The sequence below is a fragment of the Vibrio sp. 10N.261.46.E11 genome, assembly GCF_041472735.1.
GTDB lineage: Bacteria > Pseudomonadota > Gammaproteobacteria > Enterobacterales > Vibrionaceae > Vibrio.
Genome location: NZ_JBFRQW010000028.1, coordinates 1 through 22,826 on the forward strand (window position 1 = coordinate 1; position 22,826 = coordinate 22,826).

The following is a 22,826-nucleotide window of genomic DNA, read 5'->3' on the forward strand; positions in this document are numbered from 1 at the left end:
CTTAAGTGAACGGCATTAACCCTCAGGTGCCATTTTTTATTGCTTTCATTTAATGCCTCGTTATCCTTGCAGCACCACTTTCTTATCTCGGTATTGCTGTGAACATCACTATTGTTGGGCCAGGGGCTATCGGCTCTTTATGGGCGATAAAACTACTTCAATCTGGCCATAATGTGGCTTTGTGGAGTCGTTCCACGGATCACTCAATTGACTTATCACTTGATGGACAAGCTTCACTTTCCTTCAGTAACAACAATATCGAAAAGCTATCAGCGAGTGATTTGATTATTTTCACGGTCAAAGCTTGGCAAGTAGAAGAAGCCACCACTCCGTTACTTCAATATCTAGACTCTGACACCATCCTCATGTTCATGCACAACGGTATGGGAGCCGTCGATCAGATAGCGGCTCAAATTGACTCTCACCCGGTAATATTGGCGACCACCACCCAGGCTGCATTTAAACCCAATCGCAACAATGTATCCCACACAGGAATCGGCCAAACTCAATTGGGTGCTTTTAACCTCAAGGGTCAACAGTGCACTTTTTTAGTTGATGTGTTGGAACATGCCTTACCTGCCGTGAGTTGGAATTCAGAAATAAAAACAGCACTATGGACTAAGCTCGCCATCAATTGTGCTATCAACCCACTCACTGGGCTGGAGCAAATCAAGAATGGCGAACTTGCAGATAAAAGGTTTGAGGATATTTTGAGTTCTATCATTAAAGAGCTAACGCAAGTCATGCAAGCCGAAGGGATCGCTTGTTCATCCGATGAATTGGAAGCAAGCGTCAAACAGGTTATCCAAGCCACGGCGCAGAACAACTCATCCATGAAGCAAGATATATTTTTCCAGCGCAAGACAGAGATAGACTTCATTACCGGGCACCTGATAAAGACAGCACTTAAGCATCAAATCAAAGTTCCCGCTAACCAAAAGCTGTTTACTCAGGTTAAAGAGCGAGAAAATAGCTGGGATCATCAAGATTAGTCAGCAACGGTTAACAAGTCGCGATAAAATAACAATACCGCTCAGCATAACGCTAGCACCAATTTCCAAGATTTTAGGTAAGAATAGATGCTTGATATCAATCACATCCGAGAGCAGTTCCCTGCGCTATCACAAACCATCAATCAACAGTCGTTGATTTATTTAGACAGCGCGGCAACGACACAAAAGCCTCAGGTAGTTATTGATGCTATTAGCCAATATTACTCCAAACAAAATGCCAATGTTCACCGAGGCAGCCACAGCTTAACCGCGAACGCGACCAGTCAGTTTGAAGCAGCCAGAGACAAAGTCGCTCAATTTATTGGCGCGGCTTCTTCAAAAGAGATCATTTGGACTCGTGGTGCAACCGAAGCTCTCAACCTGATAGCTCAAACGTACGCAAGAAGCACGCTTCAACCTGGTGATGAGATATTAGTCAGTGAGATGGAGCATCACGCTAACATTGTTCCTTGGCAAATTGTGGCAGAACAAACCGGAGCGAAAGTCGTAAAAGTACCGATGACATCGGACTGCGTGTTTGATCTTGAAGCCTTTGACGCTCTGTTGAATGAGCGAACCAAGATTGTTGCTCTGGCTCAGATAACTAATGTGACTGGTTCTCGTCAACCGATTGAAGAAGTGATCGAGAAAGCTCACAAGATGAATGCGATTGTTGTGGTCGATGGCGCGCAAGGTATTGTTCATGAATCTGTAAATGTTACTGCTTTAGATGCGGATTTCTACGTTTTCTCAGGGCACAAGCTCTACGCCCCTGCAGGCATCGGTGTACTTTACGGCAAACTAGAATTGCTCCAAGCGATGCCACCTTGGCATGGTGGTGGCAAGATGGTTGAACGCGTGTCTTTCTCTGGCACCACTTTTTCTGAACTGCCTGGGAAATTCGAAGCGGGTACGCCAAATGTGGCAGGAGCCATAGCATTAAGCGCCGCAATAAAATGGTTAAGTGGTTTTGCACAGCAAGATGTCGAAAATCATATCCACCAACTACAGCACGAGACCTACCTTGCACTTAGTCAGCTGGATGATATTCAGGTTTTGGGGTATCAACCCAACGCAAGTGTGATTACTTTTGTGATGGATGGCGTTCACCACCAAGATATTGCAACCCTGTTGGATCAACAAGGTATCGCAGTACGTGCAGGACATCATTGTGCTCACCCATTAATGGATGCACTTAATGTGAAAGGAACGGTTCGTATTTCATTTGGTATTTATAACAATCTGGATGATGTTGAAAAGCTCATTGCGGCGATAGAAAAAGCCGTTGATATGCTATAGATAGTAAAGAATAACGAGTAGCGAAATTATTTAGGGTTGACCTGTAGCGTCAACCCTTTTCGTTTCTATGTATCTAAGAGATATTAAGCACTTAGCTCTTGGATTTGAGCAACAATCGCTTTTAATCCATTACCGCGAGATGGGCTTAGGTGGGTGATTAAACCGATGTTTTCAAAGTAACCATCAATATCAAATGCTTGAACCTGCTCTGATGTTTTACCGTCGTACGCAGCCATCACTAATGCAATCAGACCGCGCACGATACGCGCATCAGAATCCGCACAAAAGTGCCAAATACCGTCGATATTTTGAGAAACTAACCACACTTGGCTTTCACAGCCAGAGACAATCACCTGCTCACTTTTCAGTTCATCAGGCATAGTTGGCAGTTTTTTACCCCATTGAATCACTTGGCGATAACGATCTTCCCAACCGTTAAATGTCTGCATTTTCGCGACAATATCATCACTGGTAATTTCAGTACCAAATGGAGAGCTTGGGAATGACATCATTTTAATATCCAATAGATTATGACTAAATGTACAGGTGACAAAGGTTTAGTGCTGTAAAGCAGATAATAGAGAACTACTTAGCGTGCTTTTGAATCAACTTTTCGACAATACGCGAAACAGCCACAAAACCAAATGTAGCCGTTACAACCGTTGCCGCACCAAAACCCGTCGCACAGTCCATGCGTTTTGGACCTTCCGCTGTTGCTTTCGCAGCACATACACTGCCGTCGGCTTGAGGGTATTTCAGTTGCTCAGTCGAGAACACACAATCGATACCAAACTTACGCGCTGGGTTCTTAGGGAAATTATGATGACGACGCAAAGTGTCTTTTAGTTTCTTCGCGAGCGGATCTTGAATCGTCTTGGTCAGATCAGCCACTTTGATTTGAGTCGGATCGATTTGACCACCAGCACCACCGGTAGTGATCACTTTGATTTTGTTACTACGGCAATACGCAAGCAATGAAGCCTTAGCTTTCATGCTATCAATCGCATCTAACACAAAATCGAACTCTTTCGATAGATATTCAGCCTGATTATCAGGGCCAATAAAATCGTCAATCAGGTTCACTTTACACTCAGGGTTAATCAGTTTGACGCGCTCCGCCATCACTTCGATTTTGCTCTTACCAACCGTGCCAGACATAGCATGGATCTGACGGTTGATGTTAGTCACGCACACATCATCCATATCGATCAAAGTCAGCTCACCTAAACCGGTACGAGCAAGCGCTTCAACAGCCCACGAACCTACACCGCCAATACCGATAACACACACGTGTGCCGCTCTAAGTATGTCGACTTCACTATTGCCATATAAGCGACGAGTGCCACCAAATCGTTGGTCATAGTTTTCTGAAGCTGGAGTGGTCAATTCACGCATTGTTGCCGCCAATTTATTTCTGAGAAAAAGAAAAGAGTGCGTTTTATACGCACTCTTGAATTAAAAGTCTAGGGGATTAGCGATTCGCTTTCAATGCCCTATTTTATTGCCGCTTACTCGACCTTTTCAGGTGGTAAAGCCCAAGGCGCTTCAGTCGCACTGCCATCTAAGCCAAGTTTCCACACCCGACCAAAATGCTTGTAATGGCCTGCTTCAGTACCTGCTCGTGGGCCCATACCATGATAGAGATCCAAATGGTTTTGCTTAACCGCACCACCCGTATCCAAAACCAGTAACAGTCTTAGTTGATGAGCGCCGCTCCACGTGCCATCGGCATTCAACAATGGAACCTCAGCCAAAATAGGTGTACCCATAGGTAAGATCGAACGATCACCCGCAACTGCCGCCATCGGTAATAGAGGAATACCGGCGCTGCCCATTACGGATAGATCATCTCTCGCGCTAAAGAAAACGAAAGATGGGTTTTGCTCAAGCAGCTCTTTTACCACTTCAGGATCATTTGCCAATACCCACTCTTTGATTGCTTTCAATGACATTTTTTCGCGTGGCACTAAACCTCGCTCGATCAAAACACGGCCGATACTCACGTAAGCTTTGTTGTTCTTACCCGCGTATGCAAAATATTGCAGCGTGTCATCATCTCCGAAATGCACAAAGCCGCTGCCCTGTACTTCCATCATAAATGGGTCGATACGGTTTGCAGAGTAACCTAACTCAAGACCTTGGCCTTCTAATGCACCGTTGTAGATCTCTTCGCGTGTAGGACACTCTTTATCACACTCTGGAAGCCCATAAACAGGGAATCGATATTCTTCGTTTGCTTCATGTCGCAATTCCATTACAGGAGAAAAGTACCCCGTAAACAAAACATTGCCTTGCTTATCGCCACCACCTAATTGAGCTGTTTGAACGCCAAAATTAGCGAGTTCGCTTGGCTCTCCACTCAGCACCGCCCATTCATTGAGTTGCTGATAAAGCGGCTCATAGATTTTAGCCATCGAAGGGGATTTAGAAACCACCATCTCAGCTTGCTCTGCAAATGCGGTGAAGTCTCTTGGTTTATTAGATTCAACCAAATCGACCTTATTTAAGGTTCGGGGAAATTCACCATCAAGGTGTTGTTGGGCAAGATCAGTGGGTTGAGCACAGCCAAATAAGAAAGAGGCAGCAACAAGGGGAAGCCATTTTTTAATCACAAGAGTCATCCTAAATATTCTATGCATCGAGGATGACAAAAACGATCAGATAACACAATCTTAGATTGTAAATGTTTACAATAATACCAATCACAGTAAGTAAGTGATTAAAAATAGCGTAGGAAAAAATCTTGAGAACAAGGCAGATCTTTTTGATAAGTAGTTATTCTACAATCAAAAATTCTAACGAAGTTATCGAGTTTTTTAACAAGCTAGGGTGACCAATTATTTACTACGATTGGTATAAGATAACCTATCGAACTGAGTTATCGATATGACCTTTAAGACGAAAGACTGGATTATAGTGATTATCCGATACAAGCATCATTTCTGTCTTATCAGAATTCGTTATGCGGAAGTGATACGTTTTATTGCCGGCCTTATATTCGAAGTACTTACCATCGAAATCAAAATGAGTCGACACAACAGAGCCTCGCACTGACACACCATTTTCACTCAGCACAAACTCATCCGCAGCATAACGAGCGACATCTTGCTCTACCCAAGTTCCATATATTTGACTATTAGGCGTTATCGCATCTTGCACTCTATAAAACACATCGGCAAACAAGGAAGCTACGGCAAACGAACCCACCAAAGCTAAAACCATTAAACTGCGTTCAATGACCTTCCGTCTCAATTTAGGTTTGTTGCGCTGCTCTGCTCCACTGTAGAGACCTCTAGCGATCTCATCAATCTTACTCTTTCTTGCTGGATTTTTTTGCATTCGTTTACGACTCATAAGGATGCTGTACGCATTGTACACTGAGACAGTTTATAAAACGAAGCCTAGATGAGAATAGTTTGCGCTTCATTCCAAAAAGTTGTTGTTCAGATTTGAATTTAAATGCTAAATTATCGAATAAATAAACAAGGAAGACTTATTCTGTGAAATTAAGAAGTACGGCGCTAGTCAAAGGCTTTAGGCAATCGACCCCTTATGTAAATGCTCACCGTGGGAAAACCATGGTCATTATGTTGGGAGGTGAAGCCGTTGCCGATAGAAACTTTGGTAATATTATTAATGATATAGCCCTACTTCATAGCCTTGGGGTTAAGATTGTTCTCGTTCATGGGGCAAGACCACAGATCAATCAACTGTTAGAAAAACAAGATTGTCATACGCCTTACCATAAAAATATTAGAGTCACAGATGAATATTCTTTAGGTGTCGCGATGCAGGCGGCTGGGCAACTACAACTTGCGATCACCGCTCGCCTTTCAATGAGTTTAAATAACACCCCGATGGCAGGAACTCAACTCAATGTGATGAGTGGTAACTTCATTACCGCTCAACCCTTAGGCGTCGATGATGGCACGGATTACTGCCACAGCGGACGCATTCGTCGAATAGACATCGAAGGGATCAATCGCACCCTTGACCAAGGTTCCATCGTCCTTCTTGGGCCTATTGCCAGTTCAGTCACCGGCGAAAGCTTCAACCTGCTTTCGGAAGAGGTTGCGACACAAGTTGCTATCCGTTTAAAAGCCGACAAACTGATTGGCTTTTGTTCGGAGCAAGGGGTAACCGACGAAAATGGTAATGTACTCGCCGAACTCTTCCCTAAAGACGCTAAGCAAATTCTTGAACGCTTAACGGAATCTCAGAACCCCGCCGAAGACATGAGTACCGGAACACTGCGCTTCTTAAAAGGAGCGATCTCAGCTTGCCGAGCAGGCGTGCCCCGTTGTCACTTAATCAGCTACAAAGTCGATGGCGCATTGATCCAAGAACTGTTCTCTTTTGATGGTATTGGAACCCAAGTGGTGATGGCGAGTGCCGAACAAGTAAGACAAGCTCAAATTGATGATATTGGTGGCATCTTTGACCTCATTCGTCCTCTTGAAGAACAAGGCATTCTCGTACGTCGCTCAAGAGAGCAGTTAGAACAAGAGATCCACCGCTTTACCATTATTGAGAAGGACGGGCTGATTATCGGCTGTGCGGCACTCTACGCGTATCCGGAAGATCATATGGCAGAGATGGCGTGTGTGGCTATCCACCCTGATTACCGTGATGGAAATCGTGGGCAGTTATTGCTGGATTACATGCGTCATCAATCCAAATCTCGCGATATCAACCAGATTTTTGTCCTAACGACACATAGCCTTCATTGGTTCCGTGAACAAGGATTTTACGAAATAACGGTTGATGAATTACCAATGGAAAAGCAAGGTTTGTACAACTATCAAAGGAACTCCAAGATTTTAGCGTTAAATGTATAAATTAAATTTGGAGTAAAATCTCACTTTAATAAAGAATCTATTGCAAATGTAATCGTTTTCAATGTGATATTTATTAAATATGCACTTTCATTCACAGCTATAATTGTATAGAATTTGCACGCTTTATGAATATCGACAAGCGTTTTTATTGGAATGCCGCCGAATGTTTAATCTATGACATTCAGGTGGTCACTGCACGGATTGCTATACCCGTTAACGATCAGCATGCTAGTAGTCATCAGTCTGCTCGTTAATATAAACAGCAAAAGAGCAACATTGATATGAGAACCATTGTTTGTAACTCGCTGCAAAGTTTTTGGGATATGGCTGATAACCAATTCTTAGAAGGGTTAGACGTACACTGCGTGTTCCCTGTGAGCGAAAATCTAAAAGAGTTTATTTTGAATTGCCAACCAAAATACAAGATAAACCACATATCGTTTACTCGAGCGTTTTTGGGTACTGATTCCTGATAACGTTCAGAGCAACCACGGATGGTTGCTTTGTGTATACGGTTTACCCTGCTATTTCATAGTTTTACTTCCAGCAGCACCTTAACTAAAACCACCGACTGTCAGTTGGTTAATCGACTTCCTAAACCACTCACTCGCTCTGTTTTTACCTTAATACCACGCTTCAAAACATTGGTATCACTGAACATCATCAGTCGTTTCTTAGCACGCGTGATACCCGTATAGATAAGCTCTCGCGTTAAAATAGGGCTGAAGTCTGGCGGTAAGATCATCAAGGTCAGATCAAATTCGCTGCCCTGAGATTTGTGTATCGTCATCGCATACGCGGTTTCATGATCGGGGACTCGGCTTGGTAGTACGGCTTTCACACTGCCATCGGGCAACTCAAAATACACCTTCAGTCGAGGTGCGGAATTCGCACTATTTGACTCTAAAGTCGTTGAATCGGCTTCGAGCATACAGATACCAATATCACCATTGTATAAGCCCAAGCCATGATCATTGCGCGTTACCATTACTGGTCGCCCGTGATACCACAATTCATCGTTGTGCGGATTCACCAAGCGTCTTGCAGCAAGTGCCCTTTCGATTCTGTGGTTGAGGCCTTTAACACCAAAGTCACCTTCACGAATGGAACACAGCAATCGACACTGACTAAACAGGTCGAGAACCGATTTAGCTCGCGCTTCTTGAGTCTCTAGCTCTTCCAATGGCACATTCATTCGGTTCAGATACGCACCATACTCATTAACTAAAGTACGTAGCATCAAGTTATAGCTGTCACTCGACAGAGGGTGATTTTCAATATCCGCAAACCCTTTCGCAAACACTTGATCGACCTGATTAGCAGAACCGTTATTGATTGCTTTTGCCAACTGCCCGATACCTGAACGTGCATCAAAACGGTAACTCTTCTGCAGCATACACAAGCTATCTGCAATCGCAGGAGGATTAGCTGATCCTGTTTTGACCTGTCTGGGTTTAGCTATCGCATCAAAGCCTGTCATTTCCGCAATCAAGTTACCTTGCCCGCTGCTGTAACCAGCAGAGTTGAATGAACAGATATCACCGAGCACAGCACCTGCCTCGACTGAAGCGAGCTGATCTTTATCTCCAAGCAAAATAAGCCTTGCGTGTTCAGGGAGTGCATCCACCAGCTTATACATCATGGATAAGTCGACCATCGATGCTTCATCCACCACCAAGATATCAAGGTGAAGTGGGTTACGTCGGTTGTGTCTAAACTCCGCTCGATTAGGAATCGCGCCGAGCAGTCTGTGTAAGGTACTCGATTCAGTCGGTATATTCGCCTTAACTTCTGGCGCTAGAGGCAGTTGTTCAATCGCTTTACCAATCGACTCTGTTAAACGCGCGGCCGCTTTACCTGTCGGTGCCACCAGCTTGATCGTCGGTGTTTTACCTTGGCTGAGTGATTGCTCAACCATAGCCGATAGTAATTTGGTTACCGTAGTCGTTTTACCGGTACCCGGCCCACCAGAAATCACCGCGAAGCGACGACTTAACGCCACCGCAGCCGCGACCTTTTGCCAATTCAAACAGACAGATAACGGCACTAGACTATCCAGCACATCTAAATCGGTCACTTGTTTGGCTTGAACAATCACTTGATCGATAGAACCCCAATCCAAAGCCTGTTCATCGACGATATCTAGATGGTCACACACTAACTGCTGACGCAACACCTGGGAGGTTTGTTGGTTTGCTTCAGCCTTGGCTAAGGCATTAAACAAAAAGTGATAACTGCGTGCGAATAACTGATTCAATGTTTCGGTTAGCGATTTTTTCTGCTCAGAGTTGAACTCGACTGGCTTACTTAAACGGTTTAACGTTTCAGCCAACACAACTTCATAGTTCCAATAACGCTGTAAGTAGACACGCTGTCCATCAAACATTAACGGCTTAACGCAGTCATTGGTTGTGCCAACGAGGTTAGATGATTGCAGAACAGTCACCCAATCAATCCCCAACAGTTTTTGGTTCAATTGCAGTGCCGTTTCACTGTACAACCCAAGTAACTGAGCGAGATCTGCCGTTTGTTCAGGGCCTGCCTTATGTTGCTGTATAAGCTGAGTACAAATATGCCCCTTGCCTAATTCGTGGCTCACCACCCCAGCAAGAAAGCCGATCTCTTGAGAATGACTCGTCGCTTGCTGAGCAATAAAACGGGCAAACTGATAATCCAGCTGACGAATTGAGCCCTTATCAGCGAGGAACTTTAATACATCCATGAGTTGCTCAGGGATAAGTGAAACTGGCTTAACAGAATTCGCTGTTTCTATGCTGGTATTAGTGGTCGTTGTTGTCATTATAGAAGCCCCATCTGTCCAGTTTCATTGTCATTCAATTGTGCTGAACGTCTGTCTATCACTTTACCGTCAATCAATTGATGCATTTCATCGAGCAAAGCCAATGTAGGTTTAGCCGAGAAAATACCTTGTTGAGATTGACCGTCCATTCCTCTTAAAAACAAGTAATAAACCCCACCAAAATGTTGTTCATAGCTGTAATTGGCAACGCGACTGCGTAAGAATCGGTGTAGAGCCAATGCATAGATTTGATATTGCAGATCGTAACGGTGATCAGCCATCGCCGATTTCAACGCCTCACCATGGTAGACAGCAACATCATCACCTAAGTGATTCGATTTCCAGTCGAGCACATAGTATTTACCTTGATGCTCAAAGACCAAATCGATAAAGCCTTTCAACATGCCTTGCACGGTTTGGAAGCCAAGGTCGCCAGCTTTTGCTGATAGCGGATCATGGTACTGAATGGTTTGATTCAATTCAGATGCCGCCAACACTTCGATCGGCAATAAGAACTCCATCTCAACTAACCTTTGTGTCGAACCTTTCTCGCTTAGCTTTAAGTTTTTACCATCTAATGCTGTGTTAAGAACGGTATCGACCAGCTGTTGAAGCACAGGTAACCACTCAAGTTCATATTGCTCCGACTCTAATAAGTGGGTGATTACTTGCGTGTTGTGTTCACTGGTTGCTGGCTCAGTAAATTCAACATCCTCAAACAAGGTGTGCAAGAAAGTACCAGGGCGAGCGCCACGAGGGAACGTGAATATAGAACGTTCAGGTTCAATCAATTCCGACTCGTCTTGTTCATCTGCCGAGTCAATATCGAAGCCAGACACCTCAATGGTAGCGTCATGGCTCGCGCCGTGACTGCCTTGTTTTACTAACCCCGAGTAACTGGTGATTCGCCAAGCTCGGTCAATTGAAGCCTTGAGTTCATTAGCATGTAAGTCTTCACTCACTTGCTCTGTTTGTATAAACACTTGCTCGTGAGCGGTTGGTGTTTCAGACAGCAATACGCTTGAATTCTTACCCTCAATCGCTGACAGAGCTTGATGTAACTCGGCGATGCCTTGCTCTTGTCCGTTTTGAACCAAGTAGCCCATCGCACTTAAGTGAACGCCAGTTGGCTCTTTAGTTGAACGCCCTTTACGTAGCGGTGCCATACCAATGAAACAACCGTAAACGGCACGAGTAAGCGCCACGTAAATCAAACGTAAGTCTTCCGCCAATCGCTCTTTGTCGGCTTGCGCTAAGGCACTGTCGCTACCCGTAATATCAAGCACTGTGGTGTCTGAATCATGGTCGTAGAATTTGCCTTCGCTCGCTTCTCGGTAACTCGCTACGAACGGCAGGAATACTAAGTCATATTCCAAACCTTTCGATTTATGAATAGTGACGATTTGAACTAAGTTTCTCTCTGATTCAAGGCGTTGAATGTCGTCTTCACTGCCACCTAAACCATTTTGCGCATCTGATATCGCTTCTGCCAACCAACGCAGCAATCCATAGTCGCTGTCGAGTTCTTGCCTAGCTTGTTGCAGCAATTCGCCAATGTGCATTAAATCAGTGAGTGAGCGCTCACCATTTTCTTCTTCCAGTAAGCGTTCCGCGAGATGTCGTTTGCTGATCACGCTGCGTAACATTGGCAACACGCCACGCTGTAGCCACAACTTACGATATTCTCGAAATTCGTTAACGACGTTTTCCCAAACCACTTCATCGTTGTTGAGTTCATCCAATGATGCGGCATCCAAAGCAAACAATTCCGACGCTAAACTCGCGCGCAATGCACGATCGTTTTCAGGTGTCAGCACCGCTTGCAATAGGCGTTGAATATCTTGCGCGACCAAGCTGGTGAACACGCTATCTCGGTTAGACAAGTACACGCTCGCAATGCCTTGTTCAGACAACGCGTTCTTGATCAGACGACCTTCACTACCGGTTCGAACCAAAACAGCAATGTCACCCGCATTCACGGCATGTTGTTTTTTACCGTTATCAAAATAGGCTTGCTGGTTTTGAGAAGCGGTCAGAATGGTTTGAATTTGACTCGCTGTCGCCTCGGCCATGGCTTTGTGATATTCGCCTTTCGGCAATGGCTTATCTTCCGCTTCTTGTAGCCAAAAGGTCAGTGCATGCTGGGTTTCTCCGTTCATCACCCATTGGCGTTTATCAGCCGATGGGCTAGCAGCAACGGGTAAGAATGGAATGTCTTGATCGTAGATAAACGGGCTATCCGAATTCATAAACACTTGGTTTACCGCGCTGACCATATCTGCACTCGAACGCCAGTTGGTGCCTAAGGTGTAGTGAGCACTAACTTGGTTTCTCGCTTTGATATAGGTAAAGATATCTGCGCCGCGGAAGCCATAGATAGCCTGCTTCGGGTCACCGATCATAAACAAGCCACACTGCGGGTTATCGAGGTAGATTCGGCTAAAAATACTGTATTGCAGCGGATCGGTATCTTGGAATTCATCGATCATCGCCACTGGGTATAAGGTGCGGATTCTCTCCACCAGCAGTGATTGATCATCCACATCAATCGATGCAGATAACTGAGTCAGCAAGTCATCAAACGATAGCCACTGTTTCTGCTGTTTAGCCTTAGCTAACATGGTTCGACAATGGGTAATCGCGTGCGCCAACAATGGAGCTTTTAGATCTGCTGGAGAATTTAAGAAATCTTCAATCGCTTCGAAAACGGCATGCTGAGGTGCGGTGCCTTTCGGTGTTTTCTCGATTAAAGTGGCTTGCGAGAACTTCTCTAATTTGTCTGGGTATTGATAGTCATGGGTGTCGCTCTGCGCCCATGCCGTCACCGCTTCTAACCATGTCGGCAGCGACTTCTTGGTGTAACTGCGTTTATTCACATCCGAGCCAGAGATCAAAGCCAAAAAGTCCGCTTCAGACTCACACCACAACGCCTTAAGTTGCTTCACTTTGTCTAGGTTCTGGTTGTGCAGAGTTTGCAGGTCGCCCGACATCGCTTCTACGGTTAACTTCAATGGAGAACCCGTCAGATAACGATTTACGTCAGCTAACAATGCAGCGGGTGAGCCCCAGATATTACGAACCTCACCAGCCAGTTGAATTGGCAATGGGTAGAACTGTTTACGCCAATAATCGGCAACCACTTGCGCTTTCAGATGGCTTTCATCGGTCACAAATTCATTATCAAATCGGCTTCCTGACTCGAAGGCATTTTGAGTCAACATTCGCTGACAGAAGCCGTGAATGGTGTATACCGCTGCTTCATCCATTTGCCTTTCCGCATTGAGCAGTGTTTTTGCAGCACCAGCGTGGTCTTCGATCTCTTGCAACAAAGGAGCAATCACTGGGTCATCACTTTGCCCGCGAGCAAACGCAATCCGAGCGTCATGGATTCGCGCACGGATACGATCGCGCAGCTCTGCAGTTGCCGCTTCGGTAAAGGTCACCACCAGAATTTGGTCTACGGTTAACGGCTCGTGGTGTCGGGTAGCTTCCGTCAGATCACCTTGTGGTGCAGCCGTGCCGTGCCCGAGCAGTAGGCGCAAGTACAAGCCAGCGATGGTAAATGTTTTACCCGTACCCGCTGATGCTTCAATTAAACGCGCGCCATGAAGTGGAAACGTCATGGTATCGAGTGTCTGTGGAGTGATTACCTGAACACTGCTTGTGGTCGTCATGCCTTACTGCCTTTTGATAGATGAGTCTGTTAAAAATGTGACTATTGCTATAAATGTGACCTAGCGTGGAAAACGTCATTCAATTTACGTCCTACGCTAATTTGTTAATAGTTAGTGCGATCTCTCTCACGGATCAATTCAGATCGCCTCGCTACTATGCGCCCACGAATTCAGGGGCGCGTACGAGTTTTGTACTTTACGGCGTTACTTTGAACCACAGAATAATGGTCCCTCTGACCTGTGGCCGTACAGCGAACGCCCTACACTAATAATGATTTACTGGCGGCCACTTTATTTCCTGTACCTTGCTTTTCTTCACCTTGATTCCCTTCACCTTGATTCCCTTCACCTGGAAAGTAAGCGTCCCAAATGTTTACCAGCCACTCTCTTTGGTCTTTCATTAATTTAGCGCGCACGCTATTGATCTTACCGATCACAACCACCTACTCCTGATCTTCCAGATCGGCAGCCGCCAACCTTGCCGCCTGTAATACAAGCGTTGAATACATACGCGACTCAGCAGCCAGTTCATCATCCCACTTAGGCCAAATTCGAGAGATGTAGGTGTCTCTGCCCTCACCGGTAAAGGCGAAGCTATCATTAAAAGTATCGGCCATTTTCTTAAGTGACTTTTCTTCGTCATCGACCCATTTACCACGGCTAAAACCCGCTTCAACGCCAGCCAATGCGGTTTTCGGGAAGTAAGGTAGCGGTGCTGTCATGCCTTGATAAAACAGTCGTACTAACTCAGCCAACAAGCTCTTCGCTTGCTGCGCATCGCCGATAGGTTGTAGCGTTTGGTGAACAACGCCCTCTTTTCTGTCGTAGCCAATAATATGGGTCGTTTTCCCGTGTCCAACCACAGCACAACATAGATGATCAATCCACGCTGCCAAATAATCTTGAGAGCGTATTTTACCGCTACGAAAACGCACTAGACCTGATTGATAATTTTGAGTAAGCCAACCCATCAAACGAACAGGTTTCCCTTCTCCTAATACGTCAAACTCAATATTTACCTCAAGGTCTTGCTGTGGCTGCCCACTTACAAATCGAATCTCTTTGGCTAAGTCTTCTGCTTGAACTCGGTTGGTTTCAAATTCAATGTCGCCAAAAGCGCCAACCGGTAATCGACCTTGGGCTTTTTGCTCAGAGACAAACAAGCGAACCGCTTCATCCGCCCTTTCAGGGTTATCCAGCAACACCTGCAGCAAAGCATCCTTAAGTTGGAAACTCTCTAAACCATTAAGCACGAACGGCTCATCGTCCTCCATTACCGGAAGCGGTGGCTCAAACACCACTTTTAGACGGCGATTAAAGAAGTATTGCACTGGTAAGCGCCAGAAACGCTGCAGTTCAACTAGGTCAAGCTCCAATGGATAAGTCGCACCAAGCAAATAGTCATCCAAGGCACGATTAAATTCACCACTGCGTTCACCAGAACGATTAGCCGCAGGAAGCCACTCTTTGGCGTAGCTCAGCACATGGCTTGCATCACCTTGAGTAAACGCCGCAGGGCTGAACGGTGTCATGGTGTGTTCAAAGCTGATCGCTTGAGTCAGGTTGATACCAGAATCATCGCTTGGCAACGCTTGGTCTTCACTTAAGCAGTAGTTCTGTTGGCAGTATTCAATCAACTCTGAAACCAATACCGACGGCACTCGCTCGGTATTATCTTGAATCGAGCGGCCGACATAGCTGATGTACAAACACTCTTGTGCCGACAACATCGCTTCTAAGAATAGATAGCGGTCATCATCACGACGAGAACGATCGCCAGGTCGTGTGCGTCCGTTCATTAGATCAAAACCTTCTGGCGGCATTGAGCGAGGGTAAACACCATCATTCATACCTAACAAACAGACGGTTTTGAACGGAATAGAACGCATCGGCATCAAGGTACAAAAGTTAACTTGGCCAGCTAAGAATCGCTGGCTAATACGCGCGCCAGATAACTTATTATTGAGGTACTGGTAGATAATGCTTGGTGACAGTTCTTGTTCATACAAGGCATCATCAAGCTGTTCGTTCAGTTGCGAAAGTGCATCGCGAATCGATTTGAGCACCACCTCGCCTTCCAGCTCAACCGCAAAGAAATCATCAATCATTTGCAGTAAGGTTTCACGCCACATATTGATAGATTGTGTTTCAGTTAAACGTTGACGGTAATGGGCAATACGATCGATAAAGTGAGCTAACTTACCTGCAAGTTCGGCATTAATGCCTTGAACTTCGTTATAAGCGGCAATCGGAGAGTGTTCAGTTTCAAACAAACCCGCAGAGCCCGACATCGCATATCCTAATAACATGCGCTGAATGCCAAATAGCCAAGTGTTTTGCTCGGTCGCAGGTAGATCAAATTCTGTCGCCGTTGAAGCATCGACACCCCAACGAATACCCGCTTCTTCAACCCATTGCTTAGCTTGCTCGAATTGAAACTCGTCAATACCAAAGCGTGCCATCATCGCAGGGATTTCTAACAGCTCTAGCAACTCAGAGGCTAAACAGCGCGTGTTCGGTAGCGCGACCAATTGCATGAAAGCGGTCAGAATTGGGCTTTCTTGGTCTGCGGTTCTATCAGAGATCGAGTAAGGGATATAACGCTCACCCGGTGCATTACCAAATACCGCCTGAATCGCTGGGCTATAAGCATTAATGTCAGACACCATAACGATGATATCGCGTGGTTTCAGAGTCGGGTTGGCATCAAACATTGCTAACAGCTGATCATGAAGAACTTCAACCTCACGCATTGGGCTGTGACAAGCGTGTACCGTCAACGAGCGATCGCCCAGCTCAACCACTTGTTTGTGGTTGCTGGAATCTAAGATGTGATCATCTTGGTGTTCTTCTAACTGGAGAATATCGGCTTGCAGTTGATGAAGCAGGTTATCCCTCTCAACATCGATAAAGAATTCATGCTCTTCGCTGTCTGATTGAGACAGCAAGAACAAATTGTCTCTGCCTAGCTTCCCCATAGACGCAAGTAAGCTATTGCCGACCGCTTGGCTGGTATGCAGTTCGTCTTCAATATTGGCTTCAATACCATCTTTCAATGGTGATACTTCACCCTCTAGCTGAGGAAAGCCATCAACCAATGCAAACTGCTTGCGACGCTGCGCTTCCACTCTTGCCAAGTATTTACGGTCGCGGATGTCGCCCCAGTAATGCTGACAAGGGTTGGTAAACATTAAGTGAACATCAATCTGCTCACCGAGAGCCTTCAGCGCATCCATATAACGAGGAGGCAACGAAGAAATACCAAACACGAACAAGCGTTTAGGTAGGTGCTGCAGTTGACCTTGTTGATTGGCTAACGCTTCAATGAAGTCGTGATACAAGTTACCACGGTGATATTTCGATTGGCCTTGAGACAGAGTTTGCTCATAGAGTGCTTGCCACAAAATGGGCTGCCAAGGGTGCTCTTGCTGCCCTTCACCATCGACCAATTCAGCAACGGGCTCTCCCGCTTCCCACATCGCCATCCACTCTGGTCGATACACCAAGTAACCATCGAAGATATCGGCAATTTTCTCTGCCAATTGATACAGCTTCGAATCATCCTCGTCGTTTTCAAGATAGCGTTGCAGGGGTAAGAAATCAGGGTGGTCAAGCTTAGCGGGTAGCAAACTCATCAACTTCCACGTCATCGCTTCTTTGTTAAAAGCACTGCGTTTAGGTACATCAGGAAGCACTTGGGTAAACATATCCCAAATGAAGGTTGCAGGAAGAGGAAAGTCTATATTTGCTGCTACACCAAACTCTTTGGCGAGTTCCATCTTAAGCCATTGAGACATACCTGGGCTCTGAACCAAGATCTGCTCTTTTTCGAAAGGGTTGGCTAAAGGATCACTTTTGATTAAGTGAACGAGAAGGATTTTTAAAGTATCGACTTTATTGGAATGGTAAACAGTAAACAAAGTGCACTCACGCTAATCTTGCCACAATATAAAGCCAGATTAGCATAAGTGCCGAGTTTGGATTAGGAATATAAGCTTATGAAATACTGAAAACTTAAGGTCCGTTTATCTTTTGAACTATTGCTTCTTACAATTTACTGCCTACCGCGCTTAGAACACGGTGAGGTTTGTAATTCATGTAATAACGAACCGCCACATAACCCACCACAAACGTTGCCACAATCAATTCTAGATACGCTAGGCCGAATACTTGATTTATGTAATGCGCTTCAATACCTTGTGCTTGCATCCAAGCCGCCAATTTGAATAGCGCCGTTGCACCAATCACGATTGGGAATGTAAACGCCGCATAGCCCGGGCTGAATGGCAGACGAAGTAGTTTGAAAAACGCGATGTAGATAATAAACGTCATCAACACCGCGATACCAAATAGCACACCAATGATCACTGGAGAAGGATTTGCCGTCACCGTTAGGTAGCCAGCTAAAGATAGACTTGCTGGTGCCGCCATAATCGCAATGGTTGGTTTTGCTGCGTCAGGCACTTCATGAGAGAAGATCAAACGGTAAATCATGAGAGGTAGCATTACGGCATACACCAATAAGCCAAAGACTAAAGTCGCGTGAGCAACGGGTTCTAAGATCGGGTTACCTGAAAAAGAAACGTCTGCCACGATAATACCGATTGGTGGCACAAACCAACTTGGCACCATGTGGTGAATCTCAAAGTTTTTAGCTCTTTGGTACAAAAAGCTCACTAGAAACACAACGTGTAGAGCCACAGAAGCCAACCATATCGCTTCTTGTAAGAATTGAGAGATTGGCGCCAACGAAGCAGACACCACCATACACCCCATCGCAAATGTTGGTACCACACTGCCGACAACAGGGTGAGCAAGGTCTTCACGTAATAAGTGGCCGTGAATCAAGAATTTCACAGCTAAAACAAGAAGCAATACAGCCGCAATACCAGCACTGACCCACTGCACCAAACCCGGTGTGTGCAAAATACCTTGTGCGACTAAAACACCATCCCAACACCAGCCTAAACTTGCAATTGCGAGTGCTAACCCTGCCATGGGTGTTGGAGCTCCTGTTAAGCTATATTTAATACGTTGAATCATGTCAGCCTCTCTTAAACTTAATTCACTAAACTTGTGAACTCATCAGCTTGTTGAAGCCATAATACGCTTGCGCCTCGTTAAATAATATCCAATTATATATAACAAGTGTTCATTAATACTGAACGATATCTTTCCACCAGCAGCGCAAAACTAGGAACCTGATGGCTAATATTTCAATCAAACAACTCAAAATGTTTGTCACTATTACCCAGCATTCGACGCTTACCGCCGCATCAGAAGCGCTATTTCTGTCTAAAGCCGCGGTCAGCATGGCGCTAGGCGAAATGGAGAAACAGTTAGGTCACTCTCTATTTGACCGGGTCAACAACCGATTAATTCTCAATCAAGAAGGACAAAAGCTACTTCCTTTGGCTGACGAGATTCTTCACAGAGCCGCAGGCATCGATGTTTTATTCCGAGATGACCAACCATTAAGTGGCAATTTAAAGGTTGGCGCGAGTGACACGATTGGTAATCAGGTAGCACCGTTTATTCTGTCTGGCTTTCGCGAGCTAACTCAGCATCAAGATCAGAGCTTATTCATTTCAAACAGTGCGCTGATCTGCCAAAAGTTGGTGGATTATGAACTGGATATCGCGTTAATTGAAGGAAAAACACTCCATCCGGAGTTGATCTCTAGTCAGTTCAGTAGCGATGAAATGTGTATTATTGTTAGTAATCAACACCCTCTCAATTCAAAAGAAAAAGTGATTTTAAGCGATTTAGAAGATAGTCATTGGATTTTACGTGAGTCTGGTTCAGGCACTCGCGAGTTTTTCCTGCGTGCCGTCGCACCACGCATCGAACATTGGTATGAATCCTTTGAGCTCAACACGACTGAGGCGATCATCAATTCTGTTTCTGCCAATCTTGGATTCGCGTGTTTATCACGGCTGGCTGCGCAACGAGCAATTGACTCAGGCCGAGTGAAAGCACTCGATGTCCCACTCGACATGAAACGACGTTTCTGGATGCTGGTTCACAAGGACAAATACCAGAGCCCACTGCTGAAATCTTTCATGAGTTATTGTGAAGACTGGGCTACACATCAAGATTGAGGACGCATTGTTCGGGCTCCAACTGGACTTTTAACATCAGAAACTGTATAAAAAGCCAGTGAAATTTTATCAAACTTAGAGGATTAACCATGGCTGTTATCGTCAAGTACGTGGTCGAACGCAACGGAGAAGAGAAAATGACTTTTACCTCTAAAGCCGAAGCTGACGCATACGACAAAATGCTGGATATGGCTGATGAGCTTTTTGAACTATTAAGCAAAAGCGATTTAGTTGAAGATGAAGGCAAGCAAGAAGAGCTTGCTATGTACCTAGCGAAGAACAAAGAAGAAGTTCTTTACGCATTAGGTGCTAAGCGTAAACCAGCTCCGAAAAAAGAAAAGAAGCTTGAAGCAGTTGAAGACGCAGAAGAAGATGCCGCTTAATTAGCTGAAGTTTTCTAAAAAACGTCAATAATGTCTCTAATCAGAGCCCGTTATTGGCGTTTTTTTATACTTATCGGATTCATTTTTCTCTACGAGAGGATACGATCATAGGCGATGAACACAGCCCCTCCGTGCGCCTGTCATCACAATAACATGTATCCACACCAACTTTCTCATTGCAGAAAAACATCTCTCAAAAGACAAGCAATATCATTTTACAGACTTTATCCCGATGCGCCCTTTCATAACGAGGGCGCTCTCTTTATGATGAACACAATTAAATTAACTTTGCTAACAGCAGCGTTCGTTATTCGACCCGTTGTGATGGAATAGCAAAATCAAGACTCAACACATGGAGATTAAACATGGCTTACTTTTCACTAGCCTTCGGTACGGCAACCAAAAACCGCGACAATAAAATCATTGAAGCGTTCTTCCCTAACCCACTTCTAAACCCAAGCGATGCTCTTGTAGCCGCTGTGGCTGAAGTTGCAGGTTACACTGAAGGCAACCAAGCTATCGAAATCTCTGCTGCACAAAGCGCAGAACTAGCGAAAGCATTCGCAGCAAACGACGATGCAGCAAACGCATCTTTCGCAGAAAAAGCAGCAGCATCTGAGCAACCTCTTGTTCTTGTTGTTCTTGCGGCTGACGAGAAGCCAGCATCAGTTGCTGAAGGCTTCCTAAAGCTACAACTTATCTCTAACCGCCTAGTTCAACCACACGGTACGGTACTAGACGGCATCTTCGGTCTACTGCACAACATAGCATGGACAAACGAAGGCCCTATCGATCTTCCTGAGTTAGCAGAGCGTCAAATCGAAGCTCGCCTAGCGGGTCGTGCTCTGTCTGTAGATTGCGTAGACAAGTTCCCTAAAATGGTGGATTACGTGGTACCAACAGGTATTCGTATCGCTGACACTTCTCGTGTTCGTCTTGGTGCACACGTAGGCGAAGGCACAACAGTAATGCACGAAGGTTTCATCAACTTCAATGCGGGTACTACTGGCGTAAGCATGGTTGAAGGTCGTATCTCTGCGGGTGTTGTTGTGGGTAACGGTTCAGACATCGGCGGCGGCGCTTCTATCATGGGTACTCTGTCTGGTGGCGGTACTATGGTTATCTCTATCGGCGAAAACTGCCTACTAGGTGCAAACGCAGGTCTTGGCTTCCCAATGGGCGACCGTTGTACGGTTGAGTCTGGTCTTTACGTAACTGCAGGTACTAAAGTTCGCATGCTAGATAAAGAAGGCAACGAAGTAGAAATCATTAAAGCTCGCGACCTAGCTGGTGTTTCTGATCTTCTGTTCCGTCGCAACTCGATCACAGGTCAAATCGAATGTCTAGCGAACAAGTCAGCAGTTGAACTGAACAGCGAGCTACACAGCAACAACTAATCTAAACGCTAGATGCTAGATGCTAGATGCTAGATGCTAGATGCTAGATGCTAGATGCTAGAAAATACGAAGCCGCCGGGGTTTAATCCAGCGGCTTTTTAGTGTTTTGTGCTCGTTATTGCTCCAAAGCATGTTTAGAAAACAAAAACGTAATGAGGTTTGGGAGACAAACTGTCGAAAAGCCTCACCGTTTCAATTACGCTAAAGGAAGAATACCGACAGAATGGCTTTTTAGATATTGAAAGGAATAAAAATGACAAAAACAGAGATTTACGATTTTATTGGTGAGCTGGCAATCGCTCTTTACTCAAAGAAAATCACGATTAGCCTTACTGCGTTAAATGCCATTTTAGATGATAAAGGTGCTGCGTATGGCAATAATAGAAGTTTGGCATCTGGCGTAGCTGCTTCATACCGTCATTGGGAACTAAAAGATCCTGTCATTTATCACGCTATTGCTTTTACTTTCAGAGATAAACACGGAAATATTCCTTGGGAATAGTTTCAACAGTGTGATTGACGTCAAAATTTCATCCGCCCCAGACCAGTTTCCCAACCCCTATAGGGGGTATTTTAAAATCTGTAGGGAAATATAATGGGAAATATCGTTTTTAAACCGTGGGTTGGGCGCAATTACACGACAAACAAGTTCGGTGCAAGAGTCTTAGTTCTTGGTGAATCTCACTACGGTTCACAAGAAGATGAATATGAAGATTACACTGTTGATGTTGTGAAAATGTGGGGTCAGGAAAACCGATTAGCTTTTTTACAAAAATAGCTAAAACATTGCTCAACTATAATAGCTCAGACTATCTTAATGAACATGAGCGATATGCTTTGTGGGAAAACGTTAGTTTTTATAACTATATACAAGCTATTGTAGGTGAAGGTGCAAGAATTAGACCGTCTGGTGAAATGTGGAAGAAGTCAGAGTTGGCATTTCAAGAGGTAATTCAAAGGCTTGAACCGCAAGTCATCATAGTTCTTGGTAAGGAGTTGGCTGATAACTTGCCAGCAATCCCAGAAGGAATTGAAGTTTGTTTTCTGAATCATCCCTCTTCTGGCGGTTATAGTTATGCGTTAAACAATCAGTTGGTACAGAACTCAATTGAAAAGGTTAAGAATAAGGACGACTTACAGCTTTCAGAGCTTATCCAAGATAATAGATTGAACAAATCTTTTACTGTGGCTAAAGTTCAGCGAAATTTACAGTGGGGAAATTGGAGAGCTAAAAAGGTTTGCTCAAGGGCTGTCTCAAAAGAGTTACTCTCCTTCAGCGAGAAGGATGGTGAGATTGTGTATACAGTGAGATAATCTTATAAGGAAAGATAGGGGCAGGTCA

19 protein-coding genes are annotated in these 22,826 nt (G+C 44.9%); 10 read left to right on the forward strand and 9 right to left on the reverse strand.

Annotated elements, in window-relative coordinates; genetic code table 11:
* Nucleotides 1-98: 98 nt before the first annotated feature.
* Both panE and csdA read left to right on the forward strand, forming a co-directional pair.
* Nucleotides 99-992: a 2-dehydropantoate 2-reductase gene (gene panE / locus AB4407_RS09670; RefSeq protein ID WP_372120405.1), complete on the forward strand. Its 894-nt coding sequence runs from the start codon at nucleotides 99-101 to the stop codon at nucleotides 990-992.
* Between the two features lie 87 nt (nucleotides 993-1,079).
* The gene (gene csdA, locus AB4407_RS09675) at nucleotides 1,080-2,291 is read left to right on the forward strand and encodes a cysteine desulfurase CsdA (RefSeq protein ID WP_372120406.1); all 1,212 of its coding nucleotides are present in this window, start codon (nucleotides 1,080-1,082) and stop codon (nucleotides 2,289-2,291) included.
* An 83-nt stretch (nucleotides 2,292-2,374) separates the two neighbouring features.
* Here the strand turns inward: csdA and csdE are convergent, their stop codons facing one another.
* The 4 genes from csdE to AB4407_RS09695 form a co-directional block, all read right to left on the reverse strand.
* Nucleotides 2,375-2,803, reverse strand: coding sequence for a cysteine desulfurase sulfur acceptor subunit CsdE (gene csdE / locus AB4407_RS09680; protein WP_372120407.1), 429 nt, complete (start codon nucleotides 2,801-2,803; stop codon nucleotides 2,375-2,377).
* 73 nt (nucleotides 2,804-2,876) lie between these two features.
* Nucleotides 2,877-3,686, reverse strand: coding sequence for a tRNA cyclic N6-threonylcarbamoyladenosine(37) synthase TcdA (gene tcdA / locus AB4407_RS09685; protein WP_017059899.1), 810 nt, complete (start codon nucleotides 3,684-3,686; stop codon nucleotides 2,877-2,879).
* A gap of 113 nt (nucleotides 3,687-3,799) precedes the next feature.
* Entirely contained in the window at nucleotides 3,800-4,912 is a 1,113-nt protein-coding gene (gene mltA / locus AB4407_RS09690; RefSeq protein ID WP_009848359.1) for a murein transglycosylase A, read from the reverse strand.
* A 244-nt stretch (nucleotides 4,913-5,156) separates the two neighbouring features.
* Nucleotides 5,157-5,630 (reverse strand): DUF2850 domain-containing protein, encoded by a 474-nt coding sequence (locus AB4407_RS09695; protein ID WP_139684155.1) that lies wholly within the window; start codon nucleotides 5,628-5,630, stop codon nucleotides 5,157-5,159.
* A gap of 161 nt (nucleotides 5,631-5,791) precedes the next feature.
* Here AB4407_RS09695 and argA point away from each other — a divergent pair, with 161 nt between their 5' ends.
* On the forward strand, nucleotides 5,792-7,129 hold the full coding sequence (argA, locus tag AB4407_RS09700; protein WP_372120408.1) for an amino-acid N-acetyltransferase: 1,338 nt from the start codon (nucleotides 5,792-5,794) through the stop codon (nucleotides 7,127-7,129).
* Nucleotides 7,130-7,410: 281 nt separating this feature from the next.
* Nucleotides 7,411-7,602, forward strand: coding sequence for a hypothetical protein (locus tag AB4407_RS09705; protein WP_009848356.1), 192 nt, complete (start codon nucleotides 7,411-7,413; stop codon nucleotides 7,600-7,602).
* Nucleotides 7,603-7,703: 101 nt separating this feature from the next.
* Here the strand turns inward: AB4407_RS09705 and recD are convergent, their stop codons facing one another.
* The 5 genes from recD to AB4407_RS09730 all read right to left on the reverse strand — a co-directional run bounded on the left by recD (nucleotide 7,704) and on the right by AB4407_RS09730 (nucleotide 18,601).
* A complete protein-coding gene (recD, locus tag AB4407_RS09710; protein ID WP_372120409.1) occupies nucleotides 7,704-9,929 on the reverse strand; it encodes an exodeoxyribonuclease V subunit alpha in 2,226 nt (741 codons plus the stop codon).
* Nucleotides 9,929-13,603, reverse strand: a complete 3,675-nt coding sequence (recB, locus tag AB4407_RS09715; RefSeq protein ID WP_372120410.1) for an exodeoxyribonuclease V subunit beta — start codon at nucleotides 13,601-13,603, stop codon at nucleotides 9,929-9,931. Before recB ends, recD begins: the two co-directional genes overlap by 1 nt.
* 260 nt (nucleotides 13,604-13,863) lie before the next feature.
* Complete coding sequence (locus AB4407_RS09720; protein ID WP_372120411.1) at nucleotides 13,864-14,046, reverse strand: hypothetical protein; 183 nt, start codon at nucleotides 14,044-14,046, stop codon at nucleotides 13,864-13,866.
* Nucleotides 14,047-17,523 (reverse strand): exodeoxyribonuclease V subunit gamma, encoded by a 3,477-nt coding sequence (recC, locus tag AB4407_RS09725; RefSeq protein WP_372120412.1) that lies wholly within the window; start codon nucleotides 17,521-17,523, stop codon nucleotides 14,047-14,049.
* 127 nt (nucleotides 17,524-17,650) lie between these two features.
* Complete coding sequence (locus AB4407_RS09730; protein ID WP_372120430.1) at nucleotides 17,651-18,601, reverse strand: TDT family transporter; 951 nt, start codon at nucleotides 18,599-18,601, stop codon at nucleotides 17,651-17,653.
* Between the two features lie 206 nt (nucleotides 18,602-18,807).
* Between AB4407_RS09730 and AB4407_RS09735 the strand changes: the two genes are divergently transcribed.
* From AB4407_RS09735 to AB4407_RS09760, 6 genes are all read left to right on the forward strand, one after another.
* Nucleotides 18,808-19,704 carry a LysR family transcriptional regulator gene (locus tag AB4407_RS09735; RefSeq protein ID WP_372120413.1) on the forward strand — a complete coding sequence of 299 codons (897 nt, stop codon included), beginning with the start codon at nucleotides 18,808-18,810 and terminating at the stop codon, nucleotides 19,702-19,704.
* Between the two features lie 89 nt (nucleotides 19,705-19,793).
* The gene (locus tag AB4407_RS09740) at nucleotides 19,794-20,087 is read left to right on the forward strand and encodes a YebG family protein (RefSeq protein ID WP_004735185.1); all 294 of its coding nucleotides are present in this window, start codon (nucleotides 19,794-19,796) and stop codon (nucleotides 20,085-20,087) included.
* A 365-nt stretch (nucleotides 20,088-20,452) separates the two neighbouring features.
* Complete coding sequence (gene dapD, locus AB4407_RS09745; protein ID WP_017110231.1) at nucleotides 20,453-21,484, forward strand: 2,3,4,5-tetrahydropyridine-2,6-dicarboxylate N-succinyltransferase; 1,032 nt, start codon at nucleotides 20,453-20,455, stop codon at nucleotides 21,482-21,484.
* Between the two features lie 253 nt (nucleotides 21,485-21,737).
* Nucleotides 21,738-21,986: a hypothetical protein gene (locus tag AB4407_RS09750; protein ID WP_372120414.1), complete on the forward strand. Its 249-nt coding sequence runs from the start codon at nucleotides 21,738-21,740 to the stop codon at nucleotides 21,984-21,986.
* A gap of 93 nt (nucleotides 21,987-22,079) precedes the next feature.
* Nucleotides 22,080-22,262 carry a hypothetical protein gene (locus AB4407_RS09755; protein WP_372120415.1) on the forward strand — a complete coding sequence of 61 codons (183 nt, stop codon included), beginning with the start codon at nucleotides 22,080-22,082 and terminating at the stop codon, nucleotides 22,260-22,262.
* Complete coding sequence (locus AB4407_RS09760; protein WP_372120416.1) at nucleotides 22,223-22,798, forward strand: hypothetical protein; 576 nt, start codon at nucleotides 22,223-22,225, stop codon at nucleotides 22,796-22,798. The genes AB4407_RS09755 and AB4407_RS09760 overlap by 40 nt, the downstream gene beginning before the upstream one ends.
* Nucleotides 22,799-22,826 lie beyond the last annotated feature (28 nt).

Excerpts from the sequence above, each read along its gene's own strand:
- csdE (WP_372120407.1), bottom strand. The coding sequence starts at position 2,803 with ATGATGTCATTCCCAAGCTCTCCATTTGGTACTGAAATTACCAGTGAT.
- recB (WP_372120410.1), bottom strand. The coding sequence starts at position 13,603 with ATGACGACCACAAGCAGTGTTCAGGTAATCACTCCACAGACACTCGAT.
- recD (WP_372120409.1), bottom strand. The coding sequence starts at position 9,929 with ATGACAACAACGACCACTAATACCAGCATAGAAACAGCGAATTCTGTT.
- dapD (WP_017110231.1), top strand. The coding sequence starts at position 20,453 with ATGGCTTACTTTTCACTAGCCTTCGGTACGGCAACCAAAAACCGCGAC.
- AB4407_RS09735 (WP_372120413.1), top strand. The coding sequence starts at position 18,808 with ATGGCTAATATTTCAATCAAACAACTCAAAATGTTTGTCACTATTACC.
- csdA (WP_372120406.1), top strand. The coding sequence starts at position 1,080 with ATGCTTGATATCAATCACATCCGAGAGCAGTTCCCTGCGCTATCACAA.
- tcdA (WP_017059899.1), bottom strand. The coding sequence starts at position 3,686 with ATGCGTGAATTGACCACTCCAGCTTCAGAAAACTATGACCAACGATTT.
- AB4407_RS09695 (WP_139684155.1), bottom strand. The coding sequence starts at position 5,630 with ATGCAAAAAAATCCAGCAAGAAAGAGTAAGATTGATGAGATCGCTAGA.
- AB4407_RS09750 (WP_372120414.1), top strand. The coding sequence starts at position 21,738 with ATGACAAAAACAGAGATTTACGATTTTATTGGTGAGCTGGCAATCGCT.
- AB4407_RS09730 (WP_372120430.1), bottom strand. The coding sequence starts at position 18,601 with ATGGCAGGGTTAGCACTCGCAATTGCAAGTTTAGGCTGGTGTTGGGAT.
- mltA (WP_009848359.1), bottom strand. The coding sequence starts at position 4,912 with ATGACTCTTGTGATTAAAAAATGGCTTCCCCTTGTTGCTGCCTCTTTC.
- AB4407_RS09705 (WP_009848356.1), top strand. The coding sequence starts at position 7,411 with ATGAGAACCATTGTTTGTAACTCGCTGCAAAGTTTTTGGGATATGGCT.
- AB4407_RS09755 (WP_372120415.1), top strand. The coding sequence starts at position 22,080 with ATGGGAAATATCGTTTTTAAACCGTGGGTTGGGCGCAATTACACGACA.
- AB4407_RS09740 (WP_004735185.1), top strand. The coding sequence starts at position 19,794 with ATGGCTGTTATCGTCAAGTACGTGGTCGAACGCAACGGAGAAGAGAAA.